Genomic DNA, 17,772 nt, shown 5'->3' with positions numbered 1-17,772 from the left:
AATATATCGACGGATCCGGCTACCACCCGGATCTCACGGTTTCCGCGATGTACGCCCGGTCCTCGTCCGACAGCCACCAGCCCACGGGAATGTGGACGACGCGGTCCTGCACCGCGTCCGTGCCCGGCAGCGACGCCCGGGCGGAGGCCACGCAACTGTGCGCGTCGTTCCGGCGGCACACCGCGCTCACGGTGATCCCCGCGGCGGCCATCTTCCCGATGAACGAAACACGATCTTCGACCTTGACCGGATACAGCCAGAACGACGACTCCAGCCCTTCCGTCCGCGCGGTGAGCTCCAGCCCGGGCACACCGGCCAGCTCCCGGTCGTAGAACGCCGCGTTCTCCCGGTGCAGGCGGACCCGCTCGTCCACCGTCGCCAGGTTCGCCAGTCCGATCGCGGCGCCTATCTCGTTGAGGTAGAAGTTGTAACCCCACTCGGCCACGTCGTAGTCGGCGTTCACCCGGTCGGCCTGCCGGTCGATGCCGAAGAACCGTAGAAGCCGGGCGCGCGGCAGCGACTCCCGGCCCGGCAGGACGAGCATCCCCCCGGTGCCGCAGCTGAGGTGCTTCGTCGCGTGGAAGCTGAACGCGCAGTAGTTGCCATGGTTGCCCAGCGGCTGTCCATGACAGATCGCCCCCCACGCCTGCGCACAGTCCTCGATGACCGGCGGGCGCACGCCGTACGCCGCCTCGGCCTCGTCGAGAACGCGCCGGAGCCGGACGAGGTCGACGGGGCAGCCGCCCCAGTGCACCACCATCACGGCCCGGGTGGCCGGGGAGATCTTCTCGGCCAGATCATCGAGATCCATGTTCAGCGTGGCGGGATCGACGTCCACCCATCTGATGCGCAGGTGGTTGGCGAGGATGCTCCAGTTGGTGGCCTCGAAGGTGAGCGGAGTGCTCAACACCTCTCCGGGTGCCCCATCGTCCGCGGCCTGATCCCGCCCGATCGCCAACCGCAGGGCCAGGTGCAGCGCGGAGGTGCCGTTGTTCACCACCGCGAGATGCGGGTTGCCCACGCGGGCCGCAAGTGCCGCCTCGAACTCCTCGGTCCTGGGTCCGTGGCCGAGCAGGCCGCTGCGCAGCACTTCGGTCACCCGATCGGCGGCGTCCGGGGCGACCGCCGTCCTGAACAACGGGATCATCGGGCGTCCCCGGTCACCGCCGCACGCCGACGAGCAGCGCGCGGCCGGAGAGCAGGTCTCCCAGCTCGACCACGGTGGCGGAGAAGCCGGCACGTTCGAAGGAGGCCGCATAGTCGTCGCGCCCGAACAGGCTCATGACCTGGACGTGCTCGAAGTTCCGGATGCCGGTGCCGTCGGCGAGGATGTAGTGCGCCCGCACCTGGACGACATCGCCGATGCGCTCCGACCGCGCCACCCGGGCCACCGTACGGCCCTCCTCGCGCACGATGTCATCCCCGATGTGCCCGGAGACGAAATTCTCCCGGAAATACCACGGTTCGACGATCAGCACGCCACCGGGAGCGACATGCCGTCCCATCGTCGTCACCGCGGCGTCGAGTTCCGGCCCGCCGGTCATATATCCGACGGTGCCGAAGAGACTGCAGACCGCGTCGAAGCCCCGGCCGAGGTCGAAGTCGCGGATGTCGCCGGAGTGCACGGCGACGCCGGGAAGCTTGCGCCGCGCCTGTCCACGCATGGCGTCGGAGAGTTCGATCCCCTCGACATGGTCGAACATCGTCCGCAAGGTCTTGAGGTGCTCCCCCGTGCCACAGGCCACGTCGAGCAGGGACGCCGCGTGCGGGGCATGCTCGCGCACCAGTTCCGCGATGAGCCGGGCCTCCGTGGCGTAGTCCTTGCCCCGCCCCTGATAAAGGAGGTCGTAGATCCCGCTGACCTCGTCCCCGTAGACATTGGCCGAACGCGTCACGGCGTCGGCGTTCTCTCCCGCGATGGTGTCAGTGGTCACCGATCCTCCTGATCGGACAGGGGCCGCAGATGCCCGGCTACACGGTGAAACGGTGAAACGGTGGAAGCGAACAGGTCGCGACCGCCCGCTTCACCGCGTCACGGAGGAGGCGTCGCGGCCCCCGTCCGCCGGAATCACTTGCTCTTCGCGAGGTGCTCCTCAAGAGCGGCGAAGAAGAACCCCCAGCCTTCGGTCGCCCTGGGAACCTCGTCGTCGGGAAGGCTGCCGACCTGGACGAAGGTCATCTCGGTCCCGCCGTCGACGTCCTTGAAGGAGACCGTCACCTCCTCACCGTCGCCCTGCTGCTCGGCGGCCTCCGGGTTCCTGCCGCTCAGGTCCAGGAGGGTGTAGACGAGCCGCTCGTTCGGCACGACCTCGCGATAGACGCCGGCGAACGGAACCTGGGTCTGCTCGTCGACGACGATGGTCGCACGCCACTCACCGCCGGGCCGGACGTCCATGCTGATCGTGTCAAGCGGTGCGCCCCACCAGTGGGTGAAGTGCTTCGGCTCCGTCCAGGCCGCGTACACCAGTTCGCGCGGCGCGTCGAAGGTTCGAGTGATCTCGATCCTGTTGCCCGCCGTTTCCGTCATAGTGTCGGTCCTTTCTGAGCGTGGGAACGATGGCCTGCTTGCAAGTCGAGGCCGATCCGCTGATCGGCCTCGACGTCGTGTGAAGATCCTATAGTCAGCGAGCCGACCACAACCCGATTCTTGCGATTATCCACGCCCAGGTCTTATTCCATATTGCTCTCCCTCGCCGAGCTCGGCGAGATATCTGGACAGGGGGTGCGAAACCACACCCGGAACGCAACTTGTGAGAAGCACGAAGGAGAGGACGAATGTGACGCTGACAACATGCCAAAGACGACGAGTTCATGAGGAACGGCGAAAAAATGGGAGTCATCGCGAGTATTCCCGAACGCCCCTTCCCCGCCCCGCCCGAGCCCGATCTCACGCCGGCGGAGATGGTGGCGCGGGCCGAGGCCCTCGTGCCCGCTCTGGTGGCACGCCAGGCCGAGACCGAACGGCGCACCTACTACGGCCAGGACACGCACGAGGAGTTCGCGCGGGCGGGCTTCTACCGGATCCTGGTGCCTCGCCGGTACGGCGGCTACGAGTTCGGAATCGACGCGTTCATGCGGGTGACGATGGCGCTCACCCGCGGCTGCCCCTCGACCGGCTGGATGTTCTGCCTGGGCGCCTCGCACGCGCTCGCGGTGGCCACGCTCCTCGGGGAGCGGGCCCAGGACGAACTCTTCGCCTCCGGTGACTTCATCTGCCCGGCGACGGTCGTCCCCGGCGGCACGGCCGAGCGGACGGCCGACGGGAACTGGCTGGTCAGCGGGGTCTGGGGCTACTGCTCCGGCGCGCCGTACGCCACCCACTTCATGGGGCACGCGATGGTTGCGCCCGAAGACGGGGGCGAGCCCGCGCCGATGCTGTTCGTCGCCCGGCGCGACCAGTGGACCCGGCTTGACGACTGGGGGCGGGCCCTTGGCCTCAAGGGCAGCGGATCACACAGCGTCCGGATCGACGGCGCGCTCATCCCCGACCACCTCACCCTCAGCGGCCACCTGAGCCAGATCACGGTCACGGAGGAGACGCCGGGGCACATCCTTCACGAGAACCCCGAGTACGGCGGCGGCCAGCTCAGTTTCATGGTGATGGAGGACGCCGTCCTCGCGCTGGGGATGGCGCAGGGCGCGCTCGACGCGTACGAGGCCGTCATGCGCACGCGGACGACTCCCTTCCCGCCGATCGTGCCGCGCACGGAGGATCCGGACTACCAGCTCCGGTACGGCCAGGCCGCCGGCATGATCGCCACGGCGGAGGCCGCGTTCCTCGATTCCGTCCGGCAGTGGCGGGAGACCTGCGCCCGCGGTCCGGCCGCGGTCACCAAGGAGCGGGAGATGCGGATAGCGGCGATCTGCGACGAGGTGGTCAGGCTCTGCTGGCACGCCGTCGAACAGCACCTGTTCCCCACCGCCGGTTCGAGCGCGGTGCGCCACGGCGAGCGCATCGAGCGCATCTGGCGTGACATGTCCATGTTCCAGACGCATGCCGGTGTGTCGACCTTCCTCGCCACGATCGCCAAGCGCGAGCTGGCCCGGGCCCGGTTCGGCATCGAGTAGACCCAGATGAGGAAGGGAGAAGGCCCATGACGGACCTTCTGGACAGCACGCCCACCCCGGAGTTCCCACGTCCGCGAACTCGTCCCCTGACCGGCGCCGAGTACATCGAGAGCCTGCGCGACGATCGCGAGATCTTCCTGTACGGCGACCGCGTCAGGGACGTCACCTCGCACCCCGCGTTCCACAATCCCATCCGTATGACGGCGCGGCTGTACGACGCGCTACACGACCCCGCGCGGCGGGACGCCCTCACCGCGCCCACCGACACCGGAAGCGATGGCCGCACGCACAGCTTCTTCACCACCCCGCGCAGCGCGGAGGACCTCGTCGCCAACCAGCGGGCGATCGCGGAGTGGGCGCGGATGAGCTACGGATGGATGGGGCGCAGCCCCGACTACAAGGCCGCCTTTCTCGGCACGCTCGGCGCCAACGCCGACTTCTACGAGCCGTTCTCCGACAACGCCCGGCGCTGGTATCGCGAGTCGCAGGAGAAGGTCCTGTTCTGGAACCACGCGATCGTGCACCCGCCCGTCGACCGCAACCGGCCGCCGGACGAGGTCGCCGACGTCTTCGTCCACGTGGAGAAGGAGACGGACGCCGGCCTCGTGGTGAGCGGCGCCAAGGTCGTCGCGACCGGCTCCGCGCTCACCCACTACAACTTCATCGCGCACTACGGCCTGCCCATCAAGGACAAGAAGTTCGCGCTGGTGGCGACGGTGCCGATGGGCGCACCGGGGCTGAAGCTGATCTGCCGCCCGTCCTACACGGCCACCGCGGCCGTGATGGGCAGTCCCTTCGACTATCCGCTCTCCTCGCGCCTGGACGAGAACGACACCATCCTCGTTCTGGACAAGGTGCTCATCCCGTGGGAGAACGTGTTCATCTACGGCCACCTCGGCAAGGTCCAGCTGTTCACCGGCCGCTCCGGTTTCCCGGAGCGCTTCACCTTCCACGGCTGCACCCGGCTGGCGGTGAAACTCGAGTTCATCGCCGGACTGCTCGCCAAAGCGGTGGAGATCACCGGCACCAAGGACTTCCGGGGCGTGCAGAGCCGCATCGGCGAGGTGCTGGCCTGGCGGAACCTGTTCTGGGGTCTCTCCGACGCGGCCGCGCGCAACCCGGTCCCGTGGGTCGACGGCGCGGTGCTGCCCAACCCGCAGTACGGCCTGGCCTACCGGTGGTTCATGCAGGTCGGTTACCCTCGGGTCAAGGAGATCATCCAGCAGGACATCGCCAGCGGCCTCATCTACGTCAACTCCAGCGCCGAGGACTTCAAGAACCCCGACATCCGGCCTTATCTGGACAAATACCTCCGGGGCTCCAACGGCATCGACGCGACCCAACGGATCAAGGTCATGAAGCTGCTGTGGGACGCCGTCGGGACCGAGTTCGGCGGGCGGCACGAGCTGTACGAACGCAACTACGCCGGCAACCACGAGAACACGCGGGTCGAGCTGCTGTCGGCCCAGATCGCCGGCGGCCAGCTCGACGGCTACAAGGCGTTCGTCGACGAGTGCCTCAGCGAGTACGACCTGGACGGCTGGACGGTGCCGGACCTGTCCTCGTTCGAGGAGCTGCGGCAGTTCGGGAACCTCTGAGCCGACAACGCGGACGCGCCGCCGGGTCGAGAACCCGGCGGCGCGTCCGTCTTTCCATGGGGGTGCGCGCTGATCAGCCGATGTGCGCCGGCTCCTCCGGCAGGCCCGCCGCGATCCTGTCCTCCTCGGGCCGCAGGACGATGCCTGGGTCGTTCATCTCCACCCAGCCCAGGCCCGGCGGGCAGCGGTCGTACCCCAGGAGGCGCCGCACCTCCTCGGGGTAGGCGAGCACGCTCTCCTTCGGTATCGCGAGGTACTGGTTCTCCTCCTGGCGCAGGTTGCCCAGGTCGAAGGCGATGGTCATGCCGGTGCGCGGGCTGCCGGAGGTGTTGCGGCCGCCGCCGTGGTAGACGCCGCCCAGCCAGATGAGCCCCGATCCCGGGGCCATCACGGTGGGGATGGCCCCGGCGGGATCGGGTGCGCGCTCGTCGTCCCAGTGGTGGCTCCCCGGGATCACGAGCGTGCCGCCGTTCTCCGCGGTGAACTCGCTCATCGCGAGCATGAGCTGCACCCGGGTGGTCTGGCCCGGATGTGTGGTCAGGTGCAGGGCGTCGTCGCGGTGCAGCGGCTGCTTGCCCTGGCCGGAGTGGATCTGGACCAGCTGCGTCGCGCTGATCTGGATGCTCGGCGTGACCTCCTGACGGGATCGCCCGATCCACATCGTCCGGGGCTTCTGCATGATGGCTCTGGCCGCCCCCAGGTACAGCGGCTGCGTGACCACCGGGGTCAGGCGCGTGGTGCGGGCGAACAGCGAGGAAACCCGCGTGGTGCGCAATCCGTCGTACCAGTTGTCGCTGAAGGAGCCGGTCTCCAACCAGGGGCCGAGATCGGCCCACAGCCCGGCCAGGGTCTGCTCGTCGACGAAGTCCTCGACGATCACGGCCCCGTCCCGCTCCAAGATCTCCACAACCTCTTCGAGGTCGGCGTCCGGTTTCACCCTGATCAGGCGGGCCATCATGGATCACCTTTCTCCGCGGTCGATTGCTGCGAACGTTCGTCTGGGATGCCTGCCAGGCCGTGTCCCTGGCGCCCCTTCCGGCACTAGCGCAGTTCGACGCCGACGCGCCTGACGGCCTCGGCGAACTCGCCCCGGGACAGGGCGGCCGCGATCAACTCGATGTCGTCGGCCATGTAGCGGTCTTGGTCGAGCGTCGGCACCAGGGAGCGGACCATGTCATGGGTCGCCCGGCCGGCCGGGCTCAGCCTGTCGTACCTGCCCGACAGGTCCACCGCCTGCGCCGCGGCGAGGAACTCCACAGCGAGGATCTTGTGGTTGTTCTCCAGGACCCGGCGCGCGTTACGTGTGGCGATGAGTCCCATGCTGACCACGTCCTGGTTGTCGCCGTTCGACGGGACGCTCTGCGTGCTGGCCGGGCCGATCGTCCGGTTCTCCGCGACGAGCGCCGTCGCCGGGTACTGCGCGCCGGCGAACCCGCTGTGCAGTCCGGGCTCGCCGGCGACCAGGAACTCCGGCAGGCCGTTGCTGAGATGCCGGTTCAGCAGCCGGTTGGTCCGGCGCTCCGAGAAGACGCCGAGCTGGGTCAGCGCGATGGTGAGATAGTCCATCGCGAAGGCGACCGGCTGCCCGTGGAAGTTGGCGCCGTGGAACACCTCCTTGCCCTCGAAGACCAGGGGATTGTCGTTCGACGAGTTGAGCTCGATCTCCAGCGTCGTCACCGCGTGCCGGGCGGTGTCCCGGACGGCCCCGACGACCTGCGGGATCGCCCGCAGGGTGTACGCCTTCTGGAGGTACACGTCGGTGCGGTGCACACCGGAGTCCGGCTTGTCGCCGTTCGACGAGTCGAACGCCTGCCGCAGCTCGGCGTGCTCCATGGCCAGCCCGCTACCCTGAAGCAGCGCCCGCATGTTCGCGGCGGTGTCGATCTGTCCCCGGTGCGGCCGGGCCACGTCGTGGCCGTCGGCGGCGAACGGGCTGGTGGAGCTCCGCATGACCTCGCAGATCAACCCGGTGACGATCTCCGCCTGCCGCACCTGTTCAAGGGCGCGCCCAACGATGAGGCAACCGAGCCCCGTCATGGCGGAGGTGCCGTTGATCAGGGCGAGGCCCTCCTTGAACCGCAGTTCAAGCGGCTGGATGCCCAGCTCACGCAGGACCGGCCCGGTCCTGACCCGCCGGCCTTCTCGCAGGACGTAGCCCTCGCCGATCACCGTGGCCGCCAGGTGCGCCAGCGGGGCGAGGTCGCCGCTGGCCCCCAGCGAACCGATCTCGGGGATGGCCGGTGTGACCCCCAGGTTCAGGTACAGGGCGAGGCGTTCCAGCAGCTCCGGCCGGACCGCGGAGTATCCCTTGGCGAGGGCGTTCAGCCGGGCGGTGACGATGGCCCTCGCCTCGTCCTCGGCGAAGATGGGGCCCACGCCGGCGCTGTGGCTGCGTACCAGGTTCGTTTGCAGCTCGACCTCTCTGGAGGTGTCGACCGACATGTAGATCATTTCGCCGTAGCCCGTGGTCACCCCGTAGACGGGGATGCCCCGCCGGACGATGTCCTCGAACTGCGCTCTGTTGGTCGCGGCCTTGGCCAGCGCGGAAGGAGCGACCGCGCACAGGGCCCGGTCCTCGGCGACCCGCCGTACGCCCTGAATGTCCAGGGTCTCACCATCGAAGTCGACCGACGTCACGGTTTCGACCAGAGTCAAATCTCTCACCCCGCCACAGTTGGATAACGGTTGAACAAGACGGCTGGTTGACGACACGCCTGGCACCAGGCCGGGGAAGCAGAGGGAGCCGGACCAGAACGGAATCGGCCTCACTTCCGACATCGTCACGTCCCGGCCAGGCCCGGCGCATCTTCCGGCATGCTGGCCTGGGCCTTCTCACCATGAATCACGGCCTCACCATGAATCACGGCCTCACCACGAACGACGGCCAGTTCGGTGGCCAGGGACGCCGCCACCGCGGGCAGGTGGTCGCGCAGGAAGAAATGACCGCCGGGGTAGAGCCGCAGCCCGCGGTAATCGTCGGTGTGTCCCTGCCACTCGGCGAGGCTCCCAGGCGGCGCCACCGGGTCGTGCGTGCCGCCGAAGACGGCGACGGGAACGGGCAGGGGTGGCTCCGGACGATAGGCGTACGACCGGCACAGACGGAAGTCGGCCCGCGCGACCGGCAGGGTCATCTCGAGAAGCCCCGGATCCTCCGCCAGCTCCGGAGGCAGCCCGCCCAGTGCCCGCAGCTCCGCCAGGAATCGCTCGTCGGAGCTCGCCGGGTCGGGCATCCCGGCCTCCGCTCCGCGCACCGGCCAGGAGGCGACGGCGAGCAGCACCGGGAGCTGAGCGTGCTCGTGCCGCAGCAGCCTCGTCAGCCGGTAGCCCAGCATCGCGCCCATGCTGTGCCCGAACAGCGCGAACGGCACCCGCTCGGCGGCCTGCTCCCCAGCCGCCGACTCGGCCAGGGAGTCGGCCAGCCACCGCACGGCCCGGTCGCAGTCGGTGAACGCGGGCCGCCGGTGCAGGCCCTGGCGTCCGGGCAGGCGTACGGCGCGCAACTCGATCCAGGGTGGCAGGTGCCGTGACCAGTGGCGGAACATGGAGGCCCCGCCGCCTGCGAACGGCAGGCCGTAGAGGTGAAGACGCGCCCGCGGTCGGGGGTCGAACGCGAGATACCAGGTGGATCGCATGACCATTTCGGCTCCGGCTCGTCGGGCCACCCTCATCAGATCAGCGAGTGGCCGATCATCTCCTTCATGACCTCCGTCGTGCCGCCGTAGATGGTCTGCACCCGGGTGTCGACGAACGCACGCGCCACCGGGAACTCCCGCATGACGCCGTACCCTCCGTGCAGTTGGAGACAGCGGTCCACCACCTTCTGGCACAGCTCGGTGTTCCACCACTTGGCCATGGCCGCCTCCTCGGCGCTCAACCGGCCCGCGGCCTGCTCGGCCACGCACTGGTCGGTGAACGACCTGGCGACCGCCAGTTCGGTGGCGAGCTCGGCGATCAGGAAGCGGTTGTGCTGGTGGCGCGCGACGGACTGGCCGAAGACCACGCGCCCGCGGCAGTACTCCAGGGTCTGCTCGAAAATCCGCTCGGCGGCGGCGATCGCCCCCACGGCGATCATCATGCGTTCCCGGTGCAGGGTGCGCATCATGTACGCCAGCGCCCGGCCCTCCCGGCCGAGGAGGTTGTCAGCCGGGACCTCCACATCGTCGAAGGACAACTCGACGGTGTCCATCGCCCGCATGCCGATCTTGTCGAGGTCCCGTCCTCGCGCGAAGCCGGCACTGCCGGGATCGACCACGAGGACGCTGAAATCCGGCGCGTCCCGCCCGCCCGCGGTGCGCGCGACCACGAGGACGATGTCGGCCGTCGCCCCGTTGGAGATGAACGTCTTCCGGCCGTTGAGCACGTACCGGTCGCCGCGGCGCTCGGCCCTGGTGCGCAGGCGCTGCACGTCGCTGCCGCCGTCCGGCTCGGTGATCGCGATCGCGGTCACCAGGTCTCCGGAACAGAACCCGGGCAGCCAGCGACGGCGCTGCTCCTCGGTCGTCAGGGCGCGCAGGTACGACCCGCCGATCTCGTTGTGCAGCGACAGCGCCGGGGCGTAGACGCCGGCGCGCGCCATCTCCTCGGCCACGATCACATGATGGAGGTAGTCGGGGTCTCCCCCGCCGCCGTACTCGGCGTCCACGTCCATCCCGAGCAGGCCGTGCCGGCCGGCCCTGCGCCAGACGTCGCGGTCGGCCCTGCCCTCGGCCTCCCACCGCTGGTAGTGGGGCAGGATCTCCCGGTCCACGAAGGCTCGCACGAGTTCGCGGAACGCGTCGTGCTCCTCGTTGAAAAGGCCACGTCGCATCAGAGGGTCCCGGCCACCGCGTCGGGGACCAGCAACGTCCAGGACGGGAGGATGTCACGAAGCCTGTTCATCATCGCCTGGCAGTACGCCGCGTTGTGGTCCAGGCTGCGCTGCCGCGGATAGGGCATCTTGCGCCTGCCCACGTGATCGACCAGCAGCCGGAGCGGGCCGAGACCGGGCTCGGCGCCGGACAGGCCCTCAATGTTCTCGAACGACGACAGCAGCCGCACGGCCTCGGGCGGCAGCTCCACCACGAACCGGTAGCGTTCGCGAGACAGCAGGCGCAGGCGGGTCAGCGCCGCCGACGGCTCGGCCACCGCCTCGCGGTAGACGTACGGCCGCGCGATCAGGTCCAGCTCGAAGGCCGTGCGCACCGAGGGGTCGGACAGCCAGCCCTGCTCATCCAGGAACCCCTCCAGCAACCGGTCCATCTCGCCCCGGTGCGAGTGCAGCACGTAGTGCAGCACCTTGCCGATGTTGTTAATGTCGTAGTTTCCGAGGGTCGCGACGGAGTCGGCGAAGAACCGGCCGATCTCGGTGTCGGTGCGGCCACGGTAGTAGTCGGCGGCCCTGGTCAGGAATTCGGTGTACGAGCACAGGCCCGACCGCTCGAGTTGTCGCCCGACGTAGAAGCCGGCCCGGGCGTTGTACAGGCTGATCACCGCGTAGTAGAACCAGACCCCGGCGTCGAATTCCTCCCGCGTTACCCAGTTCGTCCCGACCACCACGTCGGCCTCGGCCACGGGGTCGTCCACCCGCACGGTGACGATGCCCAGCGACTCGCGCCGCTCGTACATCGGCGTGTTCCGCAGGAGCAGCTGCGGGTAGGCCACCACCGCGTCGGCGCCCGTGGCGCACAGCTTTCCGATTCCCTCCCGGAACGACTGCAGCGTCTCCCCGGGCAGCGGCCAGATCAGCTCGGTGTAGGAGCTGATCTGCTTGTCGCGCAGCTTGAGCTGAAGCTCGACGTATGTGGACTCCTTGATGTTGGACCGCTGCACGAGGTCGAGCACCTGCGGGCTCGTCGTCTGCAGCGACACCGGCTGGCTGGTCAGCATGCCGCCGTCGACGAGGATCTCGGTGATCTCGGTGACCCGGTCCGGCCGGTTCTTCGCGGCCTGGATGGCGATCATCGACGGGTAGCCGTTGCGCTCCTTGCACTCCACCAGGTGCCGGGTCAGCTCCACATCCCGGGGCAGCGCCCCCCAGTTGGCGTCGGCGAGGAAGATGCTTTCGATGCCGTGCTCGCTGATCCAGGTCAGATCCGACTTCACCCGATCCAGTTCCCAGCGGTGCACCTTGTCGTTGGTGGCCGCGCCCCAGTAGCAGTACGAGCAGCGGAACGGACAGCCGCGGTTGGTCTCCACGACCGCGAAGGTGTACTCACCGTGGTCGAATATCCCGGCGGCGAACGGCGAGGGGATCTCATCCAGGTCCTTGATCCGCGGGGGCTTGTCGGTGGTCACCAACTCGCCGTCGAGCCAGAAGCTCACCCCCGGCACCCGGTGCAGGTCCGGCGCCGCGCCGTCGCCGGCGGCGGTCTCGCGCAGGAAAGCGGTGAACGGCTGCTCGCCCTCGCCGTTGCACACCACCACGTTCTCCCACGACGGCGGCACGTACTCCGCGGCGTGGTTCATCACCTGAGGGCCGCCGAGGATGAAGTGGGCGTCGGGGCGGAGCCGGACCAGCTCGTCGAGCACCTCCTTCATCCGGCGCATGTTCCACAGGTAGCAGCTCAGCCCGTAGACGTCGGCCTCGGTGGCGACCAGCTCGGCCACCACCTCACGAGCCGGCGTCCTGACCTCGGGAGCGTGGATCACGAAGTCGTAGACGCCCGCCACCCCCGCTTCCCGCTGCGCGTACGCCTGCAGGTAGCCCGAGGCCAGCGGCAGGGTGTTCGGATATACCGACAGCTCAAGCAGGACGACCTTCCTCGCCGCCATCGTCACCCCTCCGCCGACGTCGTGCCGATGAAGGCCGCCAACTCGTGCAGCACGTCGAACTCGAAGAGATCGTCGGCGCTCAGGCGGATCCCCCGTTCCCTGGCCCGTGTCGCCAGCCGCATCGCCAGCAGAGAGTCGCCGCCGAGCTCGAAGAAGCCGTCCTCACGCCCCACCGAGCCGACCTCGAGCACCTCGCACCACAGCGCGGCCAGCGCGCTCTCGGTTTCGGTGTGGAAGACCCGGGCGCCCGCGGCGCTCTCGACCGAGGGCAGTGGACGCGCCGCCAGCGCCTTGCGGTCCGCCTTGCCGTGCGGGGTCAGCGGCAGCGCGTCCAGCAGTGTCACCACGTGCGGCACCATGTAGTCCGGCAACCGCGACGCGAGGTCGCCGCGCAGCCCACCCGGCTCCGGCGGATCGGCGGGATCGGCCGGCACGACGCAGGCGACGAGCCGGTCCCCGCGCTCGTGCAGCACGACGACGGCCTCCCGCACCCCCGGGAGCCGGTTGAGCACCGACTCGACCTCGCCGAGTTCGACCCGGAAGCCGCGCAGCTTCACCTGGTCGTCCGCCCGGCCGACGAAGTCGAGTGCGCCGTCCGGCAGTTCGCGCACCAGGTCGCCGGTGGCGTACATGCGCGCATCCTCACCGGTCGCGAACGGGTCGGGCAGGAACCGCTCGGCGGTGAGCTCGGGCCGGTTCAGGTAGCCCTGCGCGACTCCGACGCCGCCGACGTACAGTTCGCCGACCGTGCCGGGCGGCACCGGTCGGCGCCGCGAGTCCATGATGTGGGCCCGCAAGCCCGGGAGCGGCCGGCCGATCGGCGGGGCCTCCTCGGTGGAGGCCCGCGGCGGCACCTCGGTCCACGTGGCCACCACGGTGGTCTCGGTCGGCCCGTACAGGTTGCAGAGCCGGAAGGGGAGTCCTTCGGGCGGGTGGCGGTGCAGTTTCTCCCCGCCGGTCAGCATCACCCGTAGCGCGCCGCCGTACCCCGCCCACGTCTGGTCGAGCATCTCCACCGCCAGCACCGTGGTGAGGAAGCAGACGGTGACGCGCTGGGCGGCGAGCCAGCGGGCGAACTCGGCGGGCGAGTCGGGCAGCCGCTTGTCCACCAGGCACAGCGTGGCGCCGCCGGAGAGGCAGGGCCACACCTCCAGGGCCCAGGCGTCGAAGGACGGGCGGGCCAGCTGCGTCATCCGATCACCCGGTCGCACCTCGAACGCCTCGTGATACCAGGTGACCAGGTTCGACACGCCGGCGTGGGTCACCAGGACGCCCTTCGGCACGCCGGTGGAGCCCGAGGTGTAGACGACGTAGAACCCGTCCGACGGCATCGGCTCGGCGATCTCGCCGGACGCCGGTTCCGCCGCCGACGCCTCTTCCACCGCGAGCGGCCGCGCCGGGCCACCGGCGAACCGGCCCGCCGCGTCCGCCCGCGTGATCACCAGGCGCGCGCCGGAGTCGGCCAGGATGGCGCCCAGCCTGACGTCCGGCTCGTCGACGTCGGTCCCCACGTACACCCCGCCGGCGAGCAGCACCGCCAGAGCCGCGGTGACCAGCTCGGGCGAGCGGTCCATGGACAAAGCCACGAGCGTGCCCCGGGTCACCCCGCGCGCTCGCAGCACTCCGGCCAGCCGGCAGGCACGATCATAGAGTTCCGCATAGGTCAACGCCCTGTCGCCGTGCACAACGGCCGGCTGGTGCGGCTGCACCTGCGCCCACCACGCGATGCGGGCGGGAACGCTGATCTGCGTGGTGGGCGCCGCCATGGTCGCCTCGGTCAATTGAGCCTCCAGGTTCCGGTTCCCGCCTTCGGATGACTTGCCGACCGCGTCGCCGACGCGATCAGAAGATCTCGAAGGCGTAGGGGGTCTGATGCCAGCCGAACGCCGGCCCGGCCTCGGCCAGCGCGCCGGGCCGCACCTCGCGGACCAGGCCCGCGCCCGCCAGCGCCGGCAGCGACGCGCCGCCCATGTACGCCGCCGCCAGGCCTCGGACGTCGAAGACCAGCTCCGCCTTGTCATTCGTCTCCGTGCATGCGGCCTCCTCCGGCGACCCCGACAGCCGCCAGCGCCCCCCGTTGCCGGGCAGGAAGCCGTCGACGACCTCGACGACCATGTCGATCGGCGCCGCGTACCGGCGCGCGGCCAGCGCCTTGGGCACGTCGACGATCCGCACCCACAGCCCGTCGCACATCTGCGCCGACAGCTGCCGCGGCTCGCCCACCCAGTAGAACAGCGGCTCGTCCACCGAGGACGACCACATCTGAGCCGACCGGGTCAGGTCGACGGTGAGCAGGAACCGCCACAGCGCGGCGTACGCCTGCGGATCGGTCGACACCTGCTCGATCACTTCCACCGAGCCGGTCGGGCCCGTCGAGTTCCACGAACCCCGGACCCGCCACAGGGCGTATCCGTCCACGCCGCCGTCGCCCTCATGCACGACGGCCCGCAGCTGGGAGGCGCCCGCCCGCATCGACATCAGGTCGGCCAGGCGGTAGTCCCAGTGCGCGGCGGTCCGCTCCGACCATCCCGGCCGCTGCGCGTAGACCCCGTCGTACACCTTGACCAGGGCGTCGCGCAGCTCCGCCGCCGGGGCCTCGATGATCCGGCCTGTGTCCGGCCCCGGCGGAAGCGTCACCTCCCGCGTGTTGACGTTCAGCCCCAGCCGCCGCACGGCCAGCCCGTACCCGAACCGGTGGTAGATCCGGCTCTCGCTCGCCCAGCACAGCGTGATGGCCTCCCCGAGTGCCCGCGCGTCCTCGAAGTGCCGTCGCATCATCCGGGTCAGCACGCCCTGCCGTCGCGCAGACGGCGCCACCGCTCCCCGGCAGCCGTGCGCCGCCGCGATCACCCCTCCGGGCACCGCGATCTGCCGGGTGTTGCACCCCAGGGTCCCGACGATCCGCCCGTCCCGCCGCGCCACCAGGGAACGGCCGGGCTCGAACAGTTCGCGCTCGGCCGCCGAACTCTCCGGATCGCCATCGATGTTGATGGCCGCCGAGAACACCTGGTAGATCCCGTCCCAATCGTCGGGTGTCGGGACCTCGATGGCGATCCCGCCCGCCGTGTTTCCCCCGAGGTCGTTCCCAGTCATTTCAGCGCCTCCGAATTCCCGGATCGTCCAGCGATTCACCGTCGATACTCACCGCACGGCGGACCGGCACGCATCTCCTCAGTTGCGATCGCGGCGGCCCGTCCGGTGACGTGGAATTCTCCGCACATCGGAAGTAGCACGGGCGACGGTGAAATGTGATGGTGGCGGTGCACCGAATTGATTCAGGCGGCCGAACAAATGGAGGAAATTCCGATATGCCGATGACGGGGATCCCGACCGATTCCGTTTCCCCGCGGGCCTCCTCGACGGCGGCGCCCGACGGCGGAGCCGTGCTCTCCCGGGCGTCCCGGCTGGACGATGAGACCGTGGACGCCTTCCTGCGCCGCATCGGCGCCGCGAGGCCGGCGAGGCCGACCGTCGACGCGCTGTTCGACCTGCAGGAACGGCACGTCATGTCGGTGCCGTTCGAGAACGTCGACTTCCATCTGCGCAGGCCGATCCACATCGGCGCGCAGGCCATCGAGAAAATCGTGACGCGGCGGCGCGGCGGCACCTGCTACGAACTGAACGGCGCCGCGTCCGAGTTGCTGCGCGCGCTCGGCTATGACGTCGTCGTGCTCGCCGCCCGCATCGCCGAGGACGGCGAATTCGGCCCCGTGCTGGGCCACATGCTGCTGCGGGTGCTGGCCGAGGACCACCCCGAGCCCTGGCTGGTGGATGTGGGCTACGGCCGCGGCCCGCGGCGTCCCCTGCGCTTCGGCTCACGGGAGCCCCAGCGGGACCCGCACGGGGAGTTCCAGCTCGTCGGGGCGCCGCACGGCGATCTGGATCTGATGCGCGACGGGATCCACCAGTACCGCCTGGAGACCAGACCACGCACGGTCGCCGACTTCACCCACATGTGGTGGTGGTACCGCCACTCGGACGACTCCCCGCACCTGACCCATCTCTACTGCACGATGCCGACGGCAGACGGACGGGTCACGCTCAGCGGCAACGTGCTGACCGTGCGCGCGGCCGGGCGGCAGACGCGGCAGGTCATCGATGACGAGGCGGAACTGCTACGGGCCTACCGCACCTGGTTCGGCATCGAACTCGACGAGCTGCCGCCGCCGCCCGCGCCGCGGACGCCGCACCTACCGATCCGGTGGGGATGCGCGGCGGGCGCCGGGTAGCCCTGCCCGGCCGGCGCCCACGTGGCCGGAATTCACTGTCAGTGGGCCTCGTGCAGCACCCTGCGGTTCAGCTTCCCGTTCACGGTCTGCGGCAGGGCGTCGACGAAGCGGATGTCCCGCGGGTACTTGTACGGCGCCAGCCTTCCCTTGACGAAGTCCCGCAACTCCTCGGCGCCGACCTCGCCGGACGCGACCACGAACGCACGGGGGAGCGTCAGGCCGCCCGCCTGATAGCCGACGACCACGCACTCGGCCACCTTCGGGTGCGCCAGCAGGCAGTTCTCCACCTCGGCCGGGGCCACCCACCTGCCGCCGACCCGTAGGAGGTCGTCGGCCCGGCCCTTGTAGTGGAAGAAGCCGTCGGCGTCCCGGCTGAACAGGTCCGCCGAGCGCACGGTGTGCTCGGCGACGAACGCGGCGGCCGACTTGTCCGGCTCCTGCCAGTACTCCAGCGCCACGGTCTCACCGGTGATCTCCAAGAGCCCCACCTCGCCGTCCGGGAGCGGCTCACCGCTCCGGTCGACCACCCGCACCCGGTAGCCCGGCACCGCCTGGCCCAGACTGCCCATCCGGACCCGGCCCGGACGGTTGCACACATACCCGTGGAACGCCTCGGAGGAGCCGATCCCGTCGATCACCTCCACGCCGAAGGTCTCCAGCCACCTGCGGTGCAGCTCCGGCGGGAGGGCCTCGCCCGCCGAGACGCACACCCGGATCGAGCTGAGGTCCTGCTCGGCGGCGGCCGGATGGGCGATCATGGCGCTCATCATGGTCGGCACGTTCACCAGGACCGTCGGCCGATGCTCGGCGATCAGTTCGAAGATCCGGTCGGCCGTGCTGCGCTCGGGGAACACGATCCCGGCGGCGCCGACGCCGAACGGGAACAGCGCCGTCATGTTGTTCGCGTACCCGAAGAACAGCTTGGGCACCGGCAGCACCACATCGTCCGGGCGGATGTCCAGCACGCGGCGGGCGAACCAGTCGAAGCTCAGCGCGGTGCCGCGGGCGGGCAGCACGCATGCCTTCGGCGAGCCGGTGCTGCCGCTGGTGAACCGCCAGATCGCGACGTCGTCGGGGGTGGTGGCGGCGGGGGCCAGCACGTCCGGCTCGGTCGCGAGCAGGCTCTC

14 protein-coding genes are annotated in these 17,772 nt (G+C 69.8%); 3 read left to right on the top strand and 11 right to left on the bottom strand.

Annotation, left to right across the window (positions count from 1 at the left end; all coding sequences use genetic code 11):
* Nucleotides 1-19 precede the first annotated feature (19 nt).
* From ACFHYQ_RS16210 to ACFHYQ_RS16200, 3 genes are all read right to left on the bottom strand, one after another.
* A complete protein-coding gene (locus ACFHYQ_RS16210; protein ID WP_394301985.1) occupies nt 20-1,147 on the bottom strand; it encodes a DegT/DnrJ/EryC1/StrS family aminotransferase in 1,128 nt (375 codons plus the stop codon).
* 13 nt (nt 1,148-1,160) lie between these two features.
* A complete protein-coding gene (locus tag ACFHYQ_RS16205; RefSeq protein ID WP_394301984.1) occupies nt 1,161-1,934 on the bottom strand; it encodes a class I SAM-dependent DNA methyltransferase in 774 nt (257 codons plus the stop codon).
* Nucleotides 1,935-2,068: 134 nt separating this feature from the next.
* Complete coding sequence (locus ACFHYQ_RS16200) at nt 2,069-2,527, bottom strand: SRPBCC family protein (RefSeq protein ID WP_394301983.1); 459 nt, start codon at nt 2,525-2,527, stop codon at nt 2,069-2,071.
* 302 nt (nt 2,528-2,829) lie between these two features.
* On the opposite strand from ACFHYQ_RS16200, the gene ACFHYQ_RS16195 reads away from it, so the two are divergent.
* Together ACFHYQ_RS16195 and ACFHYQ_RS16190 are read left to right on the top strand one after the other, a co-directional pair.
* Entirely contained in the window at nt 2,830-4,068 is a 1,239-nt protein-coding gene (locus ACFHYQ_RS16195) for an acyl-CoA dehydrogenase family protein (RefSeq protein ID WP_394301982.1), read from the top strand.
* A 26-nt stretch (nt 4,069-4,094) separates the two neighbouring features.
* Nucleotides 4,095-5,666 carry a 4-hydroxyphenylacetate 3-hydroxylase family protein gene (locus ACFHYQ_RS16190; RefSeq protein WP_394301981.1) on the top strand — a complete coding sequence of 524 codons (1,572 nt, stop codon included), beginning with the start codon at nt 4,095-4,097 and terminating at the stop codon, nt 5,664-5,666.
* Between the two features lie 73 nt (nt 5,667-5,739).
* Here the strand turns inward: ACFHYQ_RS16190 and ACFHYQ_RS16185 are convergent, their stop codons facing one another.
* The 7 genes from ACFHYQ_RS16185 to ACFHYQ_RS16155 form a co-directional block, all read right to left on the bottom strand.
* Complete coding sequence (locus ACFHYQ_RS16185) at nt 5,740-6,624, bottom strand: phytanoyl-CoA dioxygenase family protein (protein WP_394301980.1); 885 nt, start codon at nt 6,622-6,624, stop codon at nt 5,740-5,742.
* A gap of 83 nt (nt 6,625-6,707) precedes the next feature.
* On the bottom strand, nt 6,708-8,303 hold the full coding sequence (gene cmdF / locus ACFHYQ_RS16180; protein WP_394301979.1) for a tyrosine 2,3-aminomutase: 1,596 nt from the start codon (nt 8,301-8,303) through the stop codon (nt 6,708-6,710).
* A gap of 143 nt (nt 8,304-8,446) precedes the next feature.
* Complete coding sequence (locus ACFHYQ_RS16175) at nt 8,447-9,298, bottom strand: thioesterase II family protein (RefSeq protein ID WP_394301978.1); 852 nt, start codon at nt 9,296-9,298, stop codon at nt 8,447-8,449.
* Nucleotides 9,299-9,333: 35 nt separating this feature from the next.
* Entirely contained in the window at nt 9,334-10,473 is a 1,140-nt protein-coding gene (locus ACFHYQ_RS16170; RefSeq protein ID WP_394301977.1) for an acyl-CoA dehydrogenase family protein, read from the bottom strand.
* Nucleotides 10,473-12,416 (bottom strand): B12-binding domain-containing radical SAM protein, encoded by a 1,944-nt coding sequence (locus tag ACFHYQ_RS16165; RefSeq protein ID WP_394301976.1) that lies wholly within the window; start codon nt 12,414-12,416, stop codon nt 10,473-10,475. Before ACFHYQ_RS16165 ends, ACFHYQ_RS16170 begins: the two co-directional genes overlap by 1 nt.
* A 2-nt stretch (nt 12,417-12,418) precedes the next feature.
* Nucleotides 12,419-14,197: a non-ribosomal peptide synthetase gene (locus ACFHYQ_RS16160; protein ID WP_394301975.1), complete on the bottom strand. Its 1,779-nt coding sequence runs from the start codon at nt 14,195-14,197 to the stop codon at nt 12,419-12,421.
* A 61-nt stretch (nt 14,198-14,258) separates the two neighbouring features.
* Nucleotides 14,259-15,509, bottom strand: a complete 1,251-nt coding sequence (locus ACFHYQ_RS16155; RefSeq protein WP_394301974.1) for a GNAT family N-acetyltransferase — start codon at nt 15,507-15,509, stop codon at nt 14,259-14,261.
* Between the two features lie 221 nt (nt 15,510-15,730).
* Here ACFHYQ_RS16155 and ACFHYQ_RS16150 point away from each other — a divergent pair, with 221 nt between their 5' ends.
* Nucleotides 15,731-16,645, top strand: a complete 915-nt coding sequence (locus ACFHYQ_RS16150; protein WP_394301973.1) for an arylamine N-acetyltransferase family protein — start codon at nt 15,731-15,733, stop codon at nt 16,643-16,645.
* Between the two features lie 38 nt (nt 16,646-16,683).
* On the opposite strand, the gene ACFHYQ_RS16145 is transcribed toward ACFHYQ_RS16150, so the two are convergent.
* The coding region (locus tag ACFHYQ_RS16145) for an AMP-binding protein (RefSeq protein WP_394301972.1) at nt 16,684-17,772 on the bottom strand (1,089 nt) is incomplete at its 5' end.

This window comes from Sphaerimonospora cavernae (assembly GCF_042435035.1).
Lineage (GTDB): Bacteria > Actinomycetota > Actinomycetes > Streptosporangiales > Streptosporangiaceae > Sphaerimonospora > Sphaerimonospora cavernae.
The sequence above is the reverse complement of the archived record's forward strand: the minus strand, read 5'-3'. Positions and strand labels throughout refer to the sequence as shown.